We start from the raw sequence: 13,579 nt of genomic DNA, 5'->3' as shown, positions 1-13,579 counted from the left end.
AAGGCAATCCGTCTTCCATAATAGCCCGGCTGGCGGCTTTTGCTTAGCGGACATCTTTCGCCAACTTGAGCATCTGGGCGCTCAGTGAAAGGTTGGCACCGCGGGCGGCGGTGAGGTTGATACTGAAACTGACGCCATTGGGTTCCACCTCGAACACGACCATCACGCCCTTCCGCCAAGCATCCGGGCTTTCGCTCACCGTGAGGACGGGCGCGGACGCCAAGATGTCGATCCAATGGGCAAACTGTTTGGCATCCGGGAAATTGAGATAGGCGAGTTGGCAGCCACGGGCCGCTTCCGGGGTGGCCGGATAGGTGATCTTCAAAGGCTTGTCGTGGAGTTTTTTCCCCACCAAGGCATCCAAATCCTCCCCGAACCGGTTTTCGCCCAAGATGCAGAAATCGAACGCCTCGTCGGCCAGGGCGGGCCAAACCGTGAATTGGGCGAACTTATAGAGCAGCGCGACCTTCAACTGGCTCTCGGTCAAGGCCGCGACCCCCTTGGAAAGGTCCGTCACCACGAACAGCAGACTCAACACCGACGCGCATAAGCGCTTGGCGAACGGCTTCATCAGAACCGCACCGTCAGTTTGAGGCGGAAACCGCGGCCATCCTGGGGGATGCTGTCCTGTATGAAATCCTCGCCGACCGGGTCGGCGTAGTGGGTGTTCCACAGGTTGTAGAGACTGAAGGAAAGCGCCACGTCCTTGAAGGGTTCCGCTAGCGCCGTGAGGTTGGTCAGCACATAGCCATCGACCTTGCCGGACTTGGTATAGCGCTGGCCGAAATAAAGGGTTTCCAAGCCCATCCGGTAGCCGTCGTCCCACAGCGGCGCGGAGATATGCAGCTTCGCCATGTGTTCGGGGGAATTCATCAGGGTCCGGCCCTGGCTTTCCACATGCTGCAAGGAATAGCCGAGGGTGCCCCGGATACCGTTGGCGAAGCGCTGCTCGGCCTCCAGTTCCATCCCCAGCCCCTCGATGCCCTGAACATTCCGATACACCAGCAAGCCATCGGCCGGATCGGTCACCTGGCCGATCAAGCCATCGATACGGTATCGGTAGAACGCCGCGCCCAAGCGGGTGGAAGGCGTCAGATAATGCTCCAGATCGAGTTCCAAGGTGCCGGTGCGCTCCGGCCCCAGGTTGGGATTGCCCTTCTGGGTGAGATCGCCATCGTTATAGAAGCGCTCGTACACATTGGGGGCGCGGAAAGCCGTGCCGTACAGCAGCTTCAGCGTGGTGGTATCCAAGGCTTGCCAGGCCAGCGCAACCCTGGGATTGGCGCTGTGGCCGAAGGGGGTATGGTCGTAGCGGGCGCCGACCTGCAAGGTCAGCGCATCCCACAGAGCGAACTCGTCCAGCAAGAAAAATCCATAGCGGACGCTGGAATAGTCCTTATCCAGGTAAACCGGGCCACCGGCATCGAAATTGCGCTGCGATTGCAGGAAGTTGTCCTGGAGTTCCAGGCCGCCCATGATCCGGTGCCCCTGGAAGCCGGTATGGGTCAGGCGGAGTTCGCCATCCCACCAATCGCCCTCGCCGCGGTCCACGTTCAGGACATACGGGTCGGCATAGGGATAATGCCCGACATAGCCATAGCGGTTATAGCCCAGCCGGGCATGGACCCCCCAATCCTCCGCGATCTCGTCGTCGAACTGTAGCGAGGCGAAAATACGTTGATCGTCGGTGAAACTGGCCGGATCGTTGAAACGCTGGCCGAACGACCCGGTGGGAATACCCTTGGTGCGGCTGACATAACCCGCCTCCAGGGACAGCGCCTTATAGGACGCTTTGGCGAAGGCGTTCTGGCCGCGGTCGTAATCCTGGCCGGCGGCCTTGCCGTGGTTCCGGTCGGGGGTATCGAACTCGGGATAATAAAGGTGGTCCGGCCCTTCCCAATCGAAGCCGGTGGCGGATAGCAAGACCTCGGCACCGTTGTCGAAACGCTTGCCGAAACTGCCCCTGGCCTTGTAGGCATCGAAGCTGCCATAGCTGCCGGACAGTTCGGCACCGTCCAGCGCGTTGCCGCGCTTGGTGATGACGTTGATCACGCCGAGGAAGGCGTTGCTGCCGTAGACCACGGAGCCGGGCCCGGACGCGAATTCGATACGCTCGACCAAGTCGATATCGAGGACGAAGTCGTTGGCGAACAACGCGCTATCGTAGATGCTGTCGTTGATGCGCTCGCCATCGACCAAAAGGAGGATGCGGGAGTTGTAGTCGCCGGGCCGGTTGAAGCCCCGCACGCCCAGGTAGCTGTAGTTGCGGTCGTTGGTGAGGTAGGTGCCGGGCAGCATCCGCAGGGCTTCGCCCAAGGTCCTGAAGCCGTAGGTCTTGATATCCTCGGCGGTGACGATGTGGACCGAACCCGGCGCGGTCGCGGCCTTTTGGGAATATTTCGAGGCCGTCGATACCCGCACACCCTTAGGGGCGGTCGAAAGCCCCGTACCGCTCAGTTCCTCCAGGCTGCGGTCCAGCGCGTCCCCGGATGGAGCCTGGGCCTGGGCCGTCCCGCCCAGGCACAGCGCCAGCCCGAACAGCCAGCGCCCTCCCCAGCGTAAACACGGAGCGGCCATTGCCGCAAGCGCCCCCCCAATCGGCATCCGCACAGGACTCTCCCATACCCGCTCGCGCCATCATCCACTCAGCGCCTCGCCGGTGGCCACGGGGCAAACCCCGCCATGCCGGACGCCCCGCAATACCGCCTATAAAACACACGCCAAACCAGCCTCAAATATAGCGCACGGCGACGATATCGAATTCCCGCGTCCCGCCCGGTGCCTGCACCACGGCCAGATCGCCCTCTTTCTTGCCGATCAGGGCGCGGGCGATGGGCGAGGTCACCGAGATCATCCCGGCCTTGATATCGGCCTCGTCCTCGCCAACGATCTGGTAGGTCACTTCGTCGCCGGTGTCGGCGTCGGCCAGATCGACCGTGGCCCCGAACACCACCTTGCCATGCGCGTTGAGAGAGGTCACGTCGATGATCTGGCAATTCGACAGCTTGGCCTCGATCTCCTTGATGCGGCCCTCGGTGAAGCTCTGCTGCTCGCGGGCGGCGTGGTATTCGGCGTTTTCCTTGAGATCGCCATGGGCGCGGGCCTCGGCGATGGCCTGGGTGATCCTGGGGCGCAGCACGGATTTGAGATGGGTCAATTCTTCGCGCAGCTTCTCGGCCCCGCGCAGGGTCAGGGGTACTTTTTGCATAGTCTATTCCTAAGTGAATTACAGAGGACTCAGCCTTTGGAGGGCCAAGATAAGGCTTGTAGCGTCATATCGTTATAAGTCAATCCACCCTGCTCGATTTTGACAGCGGCGAAACTCAACAACGATTTTAAAACCTCGTCGGCCATTTTTTCATCGCCGCCAAATTTGGCTTTGATGCTGCTGCGGAGCGTGGTTTCCTTAGCGGGCCGGGTTTTGGGGTGCGCCAACAGGTGCGCGCAATAGACGCCAATAGGATTCGAGGTTTCGTGGGCAGCGATACCCTGCTCTTTTTCTTCCGTCGGCTCGACCGCCTTACCGACACGCTCGGCGGTACGTCCTTGGCTTATCAACAGGTTCACGGCATGGTCCAAGTCGGTATCATTGGACACAATCACGAAATGGGTATCCGCAGGCAACTCTTGCATCAGCATTCCCGCGAAGAAACTAATGCCGAAATCCGCCGCGTTCTTACCACCATTCTGCATTTTAACGACGCGCAGCCTATCGGCATTCACCGCCTTGGCCAGAGGCACCAACCAGTCCAAGGGAATCCGCGGAACACCATTGGCATAGCAAATGACAACCCGCGAGAAGGCTTCCATGTCACCTTGAAGCTGCTTGATCTGGCCGGGGCAGTTTTCCAGATCGACCAACAACACTTTCTGGACCGGAAGCACCGCCTCGGACACGTTCCGTCTACCCTAACAATTGCCGGTGCAAATCCTGCAAGGCGTTCACATCCCCGGCGTCGAGTTCGCTCAAAGCGTAGCAAGTCGCCCGCGCCCCGGAAATGGTGGTGGTGTAAGTCACCTGTTGTTGCAAGGCTTGACGGCGGATGGTGAAGGAATCGGCGATGGCCTTCTTGCCTTCCGTGGTGTTGATGATGAACTGCAATTCGCCGTTCTTGATCATGTCCACGATATGGGGACGGCCTTCATAGACCTTGTTGGCGACGGCGCAGGGAATCCCGGCCTCTTCCAAAGCCTTGGCCGTGCCACGGGTGGCGACCAGTTGGAAGCCTTGGGCCAGGAGGTCCAAGGCGATGGAAGTCACCTTGGGCCGATCGCTTTCGCGGATGCTGATGAGGACGTTGCCGCCACGGGGCAGCTTGTTGCTGGCGGCGCGTTGGGCCTTGGCGTAAGCCTCGCCGAAGGTCGCGCCGACACCCATCACTTCGCCGGTGGATTTCATTTCCGGCCCGAGCAGCGGGTCCACGCCGGGGAATTTGATGAACGGGAACACCGCTTCCTTGACCGAGTAGTAGTCCGGAATCCGCTCCACGGTCACGCCCTGGGCCTCCAGGGTTTTACCGACCATGCAGCGGGCGGCGATCTTGGCCAAGGGATAGCCGGTGGCCTTGGACACGAAAGGCACGGTGCGGGAAGCGCGGGGGTTCACTTCCAGGATGAAGATTTCCTCGCCCTGAATGGCGAACTGGGTGTTCATCAGGCCGACCACGCCCAGGGCTTCGGCCAGTTTGGTGACTTGTTGGCGCAATTGCTGCTGGAGGGTGTCGGCGAGATCGTAGGGCGGGATGGAACAGGCCGAGTCGCCAGAATGCACCCCGGCCTGCTCGATATGCTGCATCAAACCGCCGATCACCACCCGCTGGCCATCGCAGACAGCGTCCACGTCCATTTCGATGGCATCGTCGAGGAAGCGGTCGAGCAAGACCGGCGATTCGTTGGACACGCTGACCGCTTCCCGCATATAGCGCTTGAGGTCTTCGTCGTTGAACACGATTTCCATGGCCCGCCCCCCCAGCACGTAGGACGGACGCACCACCAAGGGATAACCGATTTCCTTGGCCGAGCGCAGGGCTTCGTCGAGGGAACGGGCGGTGCGGTTGGGGGGCTGCTTGATACCGAGACGGTCCACCAGCTTTTGGAAACGCTCGCGGTCCTCGGCCAAATCGATGGAATCCGGCGAGGTGCCGATGATCGGCGCACCCGCCGCTTCCAGAGCGCGGGCCAGCTTGAGCGGGGTTTGGCCGCCGTACTGCACGATCACGCCCATGGGCTTTTCCAGGTGGATGATTTCCAGCACGTCCTCCAGGGTCAGCGGCTCGAAGAACAGCCGGTCGGAGGTATCGAAGTCGGTCGAAACCGTCTCCGGGTTGCAGTTGATCATGATGGTTTCGTAGCCATCTTCCCGCAGCGCCATGGCGGCATGGACGCAGCAATAATCGAACTCGATGCCCTGGCCGATGCGGTTCGGCCCGCCACCCAGCACGATGATCTTCTGGCGGTCGGTGGGCGCGGCCTCGCATTCCTCCTCGTAGGTGGAATAAAGGTAGGCCGTGGCGGTGGCGAATTCCGCCGCGCAGGAATCGATGCGCTTGTAGACCGGCCTCACGCCCAGCCGGTGGCGGGCGGCGCGGACTTCGGCCTCGCGGGTGTCGAGGATGCGGGCCAGCCGCGAATCGGAAAAACCCTTGCGCTTCAAGGCGAACAACTCGTCTGCCGTCAGCGTGCCCAAGACCCGCCCGGACAGGCGCTTTTCCTCGGCGATCAAATCCTCGATCTGGGCCAGGAACCAGGGATCGATGGCGCTATGCTCGAACACTTGCTCCAAAGGCCAACCCGCCCGGAAGGCATCGGCCACGTAGAGGATGCGGCTGGGGCCGGGATGGCGCAGTTCGCGGATCAGGCTGCCGGTGGCGTCCTCCTCGCTGGCGTCGAGTTTCTCGGCCAAACCGTCGATACCGATCTCCAGGCTACGCAGGGCTTTTTGCAGGGATTCCTGGAAAGTACGGCCTATCGCCATAGCTTCGCCCACCGATTTCATCTGGGTGGTGAGGCGGTCGTCGGCCTGGGGGAATTTCTCGAAGGTGAAGCGCGGCACCTTGGTGACGACGTAATCAATGGTCGGCTCGAACGAGGCCGGGGTCGCGCCGCCGGTGATCTCGTTGCGGAGTTCGTCCAGGGTGTAGCCCACGGCCAGTTTCGCGGCCACCTTGGCGATGGGGAAGCCGGTGGCTTTCGAGGCCAGCGCCGACGAGCGCGACACGCGGGGATTCATCTCAATCACGATCATCCGCCCGTCCGTGGGATTGATGGCGAATTGCACATTGGAACCGCCGGTATCGACCCCGATCTCGCGCAGCACCGCGATGGAGGCATCGCGCATGATCTGGTATTCCTTGTCGGTCAAGGTCTGGGCCGGGGCCACGGTGATGGAATCGCCGGTATGCACGCCCATCGGGTCGAAATTCTCGATGGAGCAAACAATGATGCAATTGTCCTGGCGGTCGCGCACCACCTCCATTTCGTATTCCTTCCAACCCAGCACCGATTCCTCGATCAAGAGTTCGTGGGTCGGCGACAGGTCGAGGCCGCGCTCGCAGATGGCGACGAATTCCTCGCGGTTGTAGGCGATGCCACCGCCGGAACCGCCCAGGGTGAACGAAGGCCGGATGATGGCGGGATAGCCGGTGTGTTCGAGACAGGCCAAGGCTTGTTCCAGGGTATGGGCGATACCGGAACGGGCCGAACCCAGGCCGATTTGGGTCATGGCCTCCTTGAACTTCTGGCGGTCCTCGGCCTTGTCGATGGCATCTTTCGAGGCGCCGATCATCTGCACGCCGAATTTCTCCAGGACGCCGTGATGGTCGAGGTCGAGGGCGCAGTTGAGCGCGGTCTGTCCGCCCATGGTGGGCAACAGGGCGTCGGGGCGTTCCTTCTCGATGATCTTGGCGACGGTCTGCCAATCGATGGGCTCGATATAGGTGGCGTCGGCCATGTCCGGGTCGGTCATGATCGTGGCCGGGTTGGAATTGACCAGGATCACCCGGTAGCCCTCTTCTTTCAGGGCTTTGCAGGCTTGGGCACCGGAGTAGTCGAATTCGCAGGCTTGGCCGATGACGATGGGGCCGGCGCCGAGGAGGAGGATGCTTTTAATGTCGGTACGTTTTGGCATAGTGGTCTGTGTGCTGTTTTCCACAGGGATAGTGGAAGCGGACTCGGGAAATCCAGGGTTTATTTCTGGATAAGTAACTTGGTGCTGTTCAAACTATCAAGCGTCGCGGCATTCGCGCTGGAATGCCACCGGGTCGGCTATCGGCCAATCCACCTTACCGGCGAATTCCATGAGTTTATCGGCTTGGCCTTTGGTGGCTAGTTGGGTATCCGCCGCATCGTCCAGCAGAACGATAACCCGCGCCTTGGCACCGAAGCTGAACCTATACCGCTCCGGCAAATGCAAGGTTCCGTCTTCGCCTATGGTGGTTTCTAGTTCGATGGCTTGCATGAGGGTTTCCCGTTGTCTACAAAAGAGCGTTGGGGCCGGCGCCTAGGAGGAGGATGCTTTGGAGGTCGGTACGCTTTGGCATAACAGTTTTTCAAAATCAGGGCAGGGATTTATGACTATTTATTCGGATACTGAAGGAATTAGCGCATAGTCTTTCAACCAAACAATGCTCTTGCCGGGCGTTGGCCAACTATAGCAACCCTTAACTTTCCCCCAATCTTCTGGATACTCCCAACCCTCGGTTCCGCCGATAGTTAAGTTTTCAAGCGCCCACCGCAAAAAATCATCGTGAGGAAATAAATACCATATAGCTTGATAGCAAAAACATATCCAAATATCTTTACCCTTGTATTTAGTATCTACAGTAAGCCGCCCTTTGAGCTGAACCTTCAGGAAGACTTCCCCATTGACGTGATGGGCAATAAAATCCGCGCCTTGCCAGTCATCGTTTAAGCGGATGGTTACAAAGCCATAATCCGCAAGCACCGCCGATACCTTCTGGAAATTAAAATTTTCCTTCTGGCGCGAATTCAAGTCCGAATAAGAAATTCGCTCGAATTTCATATGATTGAGAAATAGCTATGAAAATCAGAACAATAAAATGCGAAACGCATTTAGTCGTCGCGAAAAGCATGAACCCACTTCACAAGGTTCGCCCAGGAATCGCTGCCAAAATCGCCCGCAACGCCTTATTCGTCCCGCAAATACAGTTCCACCGTAGCCGTGGTCCAAGTCGCGACAGCGGCCCCGAAGAAATCCCTATCCTCGGTCCATACGGGGCAATCCAGAATCAGGGCCACCGCCACGGCGGGCCAATCGTTCGGATCGCGTCCACCGATCCGCGCCCTGGCCCTATCCTCAAACCCGGCCAATGAGCTATCGGGAACGATTTGGACGGTATTTAGCACCCCGTCGAAGACTGAGCGCCAATCCGCCTCGTCCAAATTCCGCTTTTGCGCGAGTGAGTGGGAAAGATAAAACCCGGCTTCCTTTAAATTCGCCTCGGCGATATAAAACGCCACGGAATCGCCGTAATGGTTGATGAGCCACCTAACCCGGTTGCCCAAAACGGCGCGGATCAGGATATTGGCATCAATGACCAGGAACTTGTCAGGCATTTCCCCGTTGCCGCCGCCATTGCTTGAAATCCTCCAGCAACTCATCCTCCCCAAGTCCCAACCCCCTAAGCTTTGCATCAAGCCGTTCCCCTGCTTGATGCAATGACTCGCGTTGCGCCAGCGTGGTTTTTTTGGGAAACGGAATTGCCTCTTGCACCCTTTGTTTCGCTACCGTATCCAGCCGTCCAGAGAGAATATCTTCCTCGACCTGCTTATCCCATTGCTCCGCTTTAAACTCATCGAACCACTGGGAGAACTGCTTAAGTTCGGGTGCAGGCAATTGGGATATTTCGCGTTCAAGCTCTTCCACGTTCATATCTACTTACCTCCATCCCGCCAAAAACATCAGGAATATATCAACTAACCCATCATCCGAATGAACCGATCAAACAAGGGCTTCAAATCATGCGGGCCGGGGCTCGCCTCCGGGTGGCCCTGGAAACTGAACGCGGGCCGGTCGGTCAATTCGATGCCTTGCAAACTGCCGTCGAACAACGAGCGGTAGGTCGGGCGGACGTTGGCGGGCAAAGTCCCCTCGTCCACCGCGAAACCATGGTTTTGGCTGGTGATCAGCACGCGGCCCGTGTCGAGTTCCTGCACCGGATGGTTGGCCCCGTGATGGCCGAATTTCATCTTGGCGGTGCGAGCGCCCGCTGCCAGTCCCAACAACTGATGTCCCAGGCAGATGCCGAACACCGGGATTTTGAGTTCCAGGAAAGTGCGGATGGCGCGGATGGCGTAATCGCAGGGCTCGGGATCGCCGGGACCGTTGGAGAGGAACACGCCGTCCGGTTCGAGCGCCAACACGGCCTCGGCGGAAGTTTGGGCGGGCACCACGGTCAAGCGGCAGCCCCGGTCGGTCAAAAGCCGCAGGATGTTGCGCTTGACCCCGAAATCGTAGGCCACCACATGGAAGCGCGCTTCGGCGGGCCGGGTATAGCCCTCGCCCAAGCGCCAGGAACCCTCGGTCCAGGGATAGCTTTCCCTGGCGCTGACTTCCTTGGCGAGGTCCATGCCTTGTAGCCCCGGAAACGCCCGCGCCTCGGCCAGCGCGGCCTCGGCGTCGATATCGGGTCCGGCCACGATGCAGCCGCGCTGCGCCCCTTTGTCACGCAGGATACGGGTCAGCTTGCGGGTATCCAAGCCCGCGATGCCGACCACGTTGTGGGCCTTGAGGTAATCCGCGAGGCTCTGCCCCGCGCGGAAATTGCTGAGCCGGAGGGGCACATCGCGCACCACCAGCCCGCTGGCGAACACGCCGGTCGATTCCACATCCTCGGCGTTGACGCCGACATTGCCGATATGGGGATAGGTCAGGGTGACGATCTGGCGGGCATAGGAAGGATCGGTGAGGATTTCCTGATAGCCGGTGATGGCGGTGTTGAAAACCACCTCGCCGACCGACCGACCAACCGCGCCGATGGCGGTGCCCCGGAACAAAGTACCGTCTTCCAGGGCCAAGAGTGCTTGAGTATTCATGATGCTGTGGGGTCGCCTTAAACATACAAAACGGGAGGACCCCTTGAGGTTCCTCCCGTCGATGTTGTTCTTGTAAAGTTCCGTAGGTCGCGAAATTTTAAAGGAAACCCCGGAATTCTGTCTATGCGGGCAAAGGTCGCCGCCCAGGATGGCGGGCGGTTTTACCGAAATCCCAGGGCCAACGGAAGGTCTGGGCGGCGGGAATCGGCATTTTTCCAGGCGGGCCGATACAATATCACACACCCAACCAGCGCGATGCCAGGGCAGCGGGCCACCGCGCCCCCCCCTGGACCGAGGAAGTCACCCATGCAGCCCTCCGGCACATCTCCCACGGGAACGGCGACCGAAATCGTCCTGCCGCTCCCCACGCCCCAAACCGTCGCGGATTGGCTCGCGGAACTGCCGCTCGCCCACCCGGAGCGCTGCCTGGACGCCCTCCTGGCCTTGCTGCGGGCGCTCAACGCCAAGCCGGACCTGTCCGGCCCGGCCCGGCTGGTCCTGGCCGATACGATCCGCCCCCGCGCCGCCCAGTTGGCGGGGCAAATCGACACCCACAGCCTCGACGCCGCCCTGCCCTACCCGCCGGAACTCGCCCAGCGCATCGAGACCACCAGCCAACTGCGCCGCGAACTCGGCAATCTCTACGCCTATGCCTGCCCGGCCAGCCGCTCGGCGAATAGCCTATGGCTGGGCGACGCCGACCCCAGCTTGGTCGCGCTGTACCGGGCCTTCCAGCACTGGGGGTTGGCCTTGTTGGACACGGCGCGGCTTTATCGCGAACCCGACCCGGCGTTCTGGCCCGACCTCTACCGCGCCTACCGTTTGGCCGAGGCCCAGGGCGCAGCGTCGGCGCGATTCGGCGACCCCGGCGAACCCCCGGCCTGCCGCACGCCACTGGGGCAATTCAAGCGCATCCTATTGTTCGCCATGGCCGATTATGGCCGCTACCGCCAGCGCGACATGCGCCTGATCTACCGGATGCTGGGGGAATGGGCCGACCACGCGGCCTGGGAAGCCCGGCCCGTGATCGGGGAACAACTGGCCCGGTTCCGCCTCGACCTCGACAGCGAACACGGCCCCTACCGCATCCGCGATGACTGGATGCCCGCCCCTTCCTGCCGGTTCCTGTTCATCGGGCGGCTGATCGAACGCCTGCTGGACAAATCGCCGGAACAACGCGCCAAACTCGCCACCCTGGGCCTGAACGGACACCGGTTGCCGACCCTGTTGGCGAAAAGCCTGTTCGGCCCGGCGCAACGGCGCTCGGAACGCCTGCCACTGCACCAGCCCTGCCAATTGTTCATCGGCTTCCAGGAACTGGTCGCCGCCCTCGATCCCCGGCCCACCCACACCAAGCCCCGGCTCAAACCCGTCAACGCGGGCCGGGCCGATTGGCTCAAAGCCGCCTCCCGCCTGGAATTGCTGCCGATGGAACACGAGGTCGCCGAGCATCCGCGCCAGGACGAGCGGGCTTTGCGGGCCGACGCCGTGATCGAGCGCCTGCTGCTGGATAGCTCGGGTTGCCCCAGGGATGAAATCTGGGGCGCGGCGGCGGCGGACCGGACCGGGGCCGATCCGGGCACTGCGGGGGAATTGCTCAATACCGACCCGCACGGCTATTGCGTGCTACTGTGCGACGGCGGCGACCCCAAGCTCCAGGCCGGTTCCCTGGTCGGCATCGCCGAAGCGCCGCACCCGCCGCATATCAGCGTGATCCGCTGGCTGGCGCAGCGGGAAACCGGGCTGCGCTTCGGGGTGGAACTGCTGTCTCCCAGCGCCGAATCCGTGGCCCTTTGGGACGAACTCGGCCATCCCCAAGGCAAGGGTTTGTTGCTCCCGCCCATAGCGGCGGTCCGCGCCGAACCGGAAATCCTGCTGCCGCCCACCGGGTTCCATGCCGGCGTCCTGTTGCGCCTGTCGGGCAAAACCACCCATGCCGGTTTCCACCTGGGCCGCCTCCAGGAAGCCACCGCCTCGTTCAGCCGTTTCAAGCTGATTCCCGCCCCCTTGGAACTGGCCTTGTGAAACGGGCGGCGCGGCCCCTGCCTCCCGGATTGGCAAACCGCCGACCTACCGCTACACTCAGCCCCCGGCACCCCAGCGTTTTCCCTGAGGTATTTCGCATAGGTTGTAGGGACAGATGAATGCTCCGACCCGCATCTCCAACCGAAAACGCCCCAGCCCCGGATAACGGCCCCCACGGGTAGCGGCGGTTCCGCCCGCCCCGCCATCGATCCCCCAAAACCAAAAAAGGCTTTTCAATGAACCATCGTATGAAACCCTGGCTGCTCGGCGGCCCCACGGCCCTCGTGGCCGGTTCGCTCCTGATCGGCTGCGCCCACCAAGCCCCCGCCCCGGCCCCCGCGGTCGATCCGACCCCGGCGGCGCAACTCGCCCCCGCCGCCGCCCCGGCCGCGGAAGACAAACCGGGCGGCATCGAGGGCGAATTGGTCGTCGTAACCGCTAAGGTCAAAGCCATCGACAAGAAGCACCGGGTCGTCACTCTGAAATACCCCGACGGCAAGCAAGCCAAGGTCAAATGCGGCCCCGAAGTCCGCAACTTCGCGCAAATCCGGGTCGGCGACGATGTGACGGCGGAATTCCTGGAAACCATCGAGTTGTTCGTCACCGCCCCCGAGGACAAGCCGGAACCGGGCGGGGCCACCGTGGTGGAACGCGCGCCCAAGGGGGCCAAGCCGGGCATGGCCGCCATGGAAACGGTCGAGGTCGCGGCCACGGTCAAGGCCATCGATTACGACAGCCGCCTGGTCACCCTGGAAAGATCGGACGGCAAACTGCTGAAGGTGAAGGCCGGTCCCGAGATCAAGCGCCTCAACGAGGTGAAACCCGGCGATGCCGTGGTCGCCCGCTACACCGAAGCCATGTCGATCACGGTCACTTCGCCGCAGCAATAGCAGCAATAAGGGTTTGGCCGCAAATAACGTAAGCGTGTGGCGAACCCCTTGGCCTAAGCGAAGGCGGCCCGATGGCCGAGGATTCAGGCGGAGATCGACTGGGGCTGCCAGCGATGCGGGAGCAGTTCCCCGATGCGCTGGGCGGGCTGGGTGGGCAGGCGGTCCATGACGTCCTTGGAGTAGGCGTAGGGATCGTGGCCGTTGAGCTTGGCCGACTGGATCAGGCTCATAAGCACGGCGGCGTGCTGGCCCGCGCACAAACTCCCGGCGAACAGCCAGTTGCGGCAGCCCAGGGCGACCGGGCGGATGCGGTTCTCGAGGTGGTGGTTGTCCACAGGGCACGCCCGGATCGTCGAAGAACCGGGTGAGCGGACCCCAGCGCCTCAAGGAATAGTCGATAGTCTTGGCTATGGCGGAGCCGTCGGGCACTTGGCTGCATTTCCCGGCCAGCCAGGCATGCATGGCCTCGGCCAGGGGGCGGGCCTGCTCCTGCCGGAGCCGTGACCGGGCTTCGGGATCGAGACCGGCGGCCTCGCGCTCGACGCAGTAGAGCTTCTGGAAGCACCCGAGCGCCTCGGTGGCGACCGGGCTTTGGTGCAGGGTGCCGCGCC

General features: G+C 61.7%; 13 protein-coding genes and 1 pseudogene. 2 read left to right on the top strand and 12 right to left on the bottom strand.

From position 1 onward, the window contains the following. Nucleotides 1-43: 43 nt before the first annotated feature. The 10 genes from B9N93_RS10450 to carA form a co-directional block, all read right to left on the bottom strand. Complete coding sequence (locus tag B9N93_RS10450) at nt 44-571, bottom strand: YfiR family protein (RefSeq protein WP_085213376.1); 528 nt, start codon at nt 569-571, stop codon at nt 44-46. Next, nucleotides 571-2,577 (bottom strand): TonB-dependent receptor plug domain-containing protein, encoded by a 2,007-nt coding sequence (locus B9N93_RS10445; protein ID WP_176225217.1) that lies wholly within the window; start codon nt 2,575-2,577, stop codon nt 571-573. The genes B9N93_RS10450 and B9N93_RS10445 overlap by 1 nt, the downstream gene beginning before the upstream one ends. A gap of 154 nt (nt 2,578-2,731) precedes the next feature. Next, complete coding sequence (gene greA / locus B9N93_RS10440) at nt 2,732-3,208, bottom strand: transcription elongation factor GreA (RefSeq protein WP_085213372.1); 477 nt, start codon at nt 3,206-3,208, stop codon at nt 2,732-2,734. A 29-nt stretch (nt 3,209-3,237) separates the two neighbouring features. Then, a complete protein-coding gene (locus B9N93_RS10435; protein ID WP_085213370.1) occupies nt 3,238-3,897 on the bottom strand; it encodes a PIN domain-containing protein in 660 nt (219 codons plus the stop codon). A gap of 7 nt (nt 3,898-3,904) precedes the next feature. After that, the gene (gene carB, locus B9N93_RS10430; protein WP_085213369.1) at nt 3,905-7,126 is read right to left on the bottom strand and encodes a carbamoyl-phosphate synthase large subunit; all 3,222 of its coding nucleotides are present in this window, start codon (nt 7,124-7,126) and stop codon (nt 3,905-3,907) included. A gap of 96 nt (nt 7,127-7,222) precedes the next feature. Continuing rightward, on the bottom strand, nt 7,223-7,456 hold the full coding sequence (locus B9N93_RS10425) for a hypothetical protein (RefSeq protein ID WP_085213367.1): 234 nt from the start codon (nt 7,454-7,456) through the stop codon (nt 7,223-7,225). Nucleotides 7,457-7,576: 120 nt separating this feature from the next. Continuing rightward, a complete protein-coding gene (locus B9N93_RS10420) occupies nt 7,577-8,020 on the bottom strand; it encodes a hypothetical protein (protein WP_085213365.1) in 444 nt (147 codons plus the stop codon). 125 nt (nt 8,021-8,145) lie between these two features. Continuing rightward, nucleotides 8,146-8,574, bottom strand: coding sequence for a PIN domain-containing protein (locus tag B9N93_RS10415; protein WP_085213362.1), 429 nt, complete (start codon nt 8,572-8,574; stop codon nt 8,146-8,148). Beyond that, on the bottom strand, nt 8,567-8,890 hold the full coding sequence (locus B9N93_RS10410) for a hypothetical protein (RefSeq protein ID WP_085213360.1): 324 nt from the start codon (nt 8,888-8,890) through the stop codon (nt 8,567-8,569). Before B9N93_RS10410 ends, B9N93_RS10415 begins: the two co-directional genes overlap by 8 nt. A gap of 44 nt (nt 8,891-8,934) precedes the next feature. Beyond that, entirely contained in the window at nt 8,935-10,053 is a 1,119-nt protein-coding gene (gene carA, locus B9N93_RS10405) for a glutamine-hydrolyzing carbamoyl-phosphate synthase small subunit (protein WP_085213358.1), read from the bottom strand. A 306-nt stretch (nt 10,054-10,359) separates the two neighbouring features. Here carA and B9N93_RS10400 point away from each other — a divergent pair, with 306 nt between their 5' ends. Next, nucleotides 10,360-12,078: a hypothetical protein gene (locus B9N93_RS10400; RefSeq protein ID WP_085213356.1), complete on the top strand. Its 1,719-nt coding sequence runs from the start codon at nt 10,360-10,362 to the stop codon at nt 12,076-12,078. 248 nt (nt 12,079-12,326) lie between these two features. Further along, a complete protein-coding gene (locus B9N93_RS10395; protein WP_125468929.1) occupies nt 12,327-12,968 on the top strand; it encodes a hypothetical protein in 642 nt (213 codons plus the stop codon). Between the two features lie 83 nt (nt 12,969-13,051). On the opposite strand, the gene B9N93_RS10390 is transcribed toward B9N93_RS10395, so the two are convergent. Both B9N93_RS10390 and B9N93_RS26845 read right to left on the bottom strand, forming a co-directional pair. Further along, nucleotides 13,052-13,303, bottom strand: coding sequence for a transposase domain-containing protein (locus tag B9N93_RS10390; RefSeq protein ID WP_085213353.1), 252 nt, complete (start codon nt 13,301-13,303; stop codon nt 13,052-13,054). A 22-nt stretch (nt 13,304-13,325) separates the two neighbouring features. After that, nucleotides 13,326-13,568, bottom strand: a pseudogene (locus B9N93_RS26845) (IS66 family transposase); the annotation flags it as partial. Nucleotides 13,569-13,579: the final 11 nt, after the last annotated feature.

It is taken from the genome of Methylomagnum ishizawai (assembly GCF_900155475.1).
GTDB lineage: Bacteria > Pseudomonadota > Gammaproteobacteria > Methylococcales > Methylococcaceae > Methylomagnum > Methylomagnum ishizawai_A.
The sequence above is the reverse complement of the archived record's forward strand: the minus strand, read 5'-3'. Positions and strand labels throughout refer to the sequence as shown.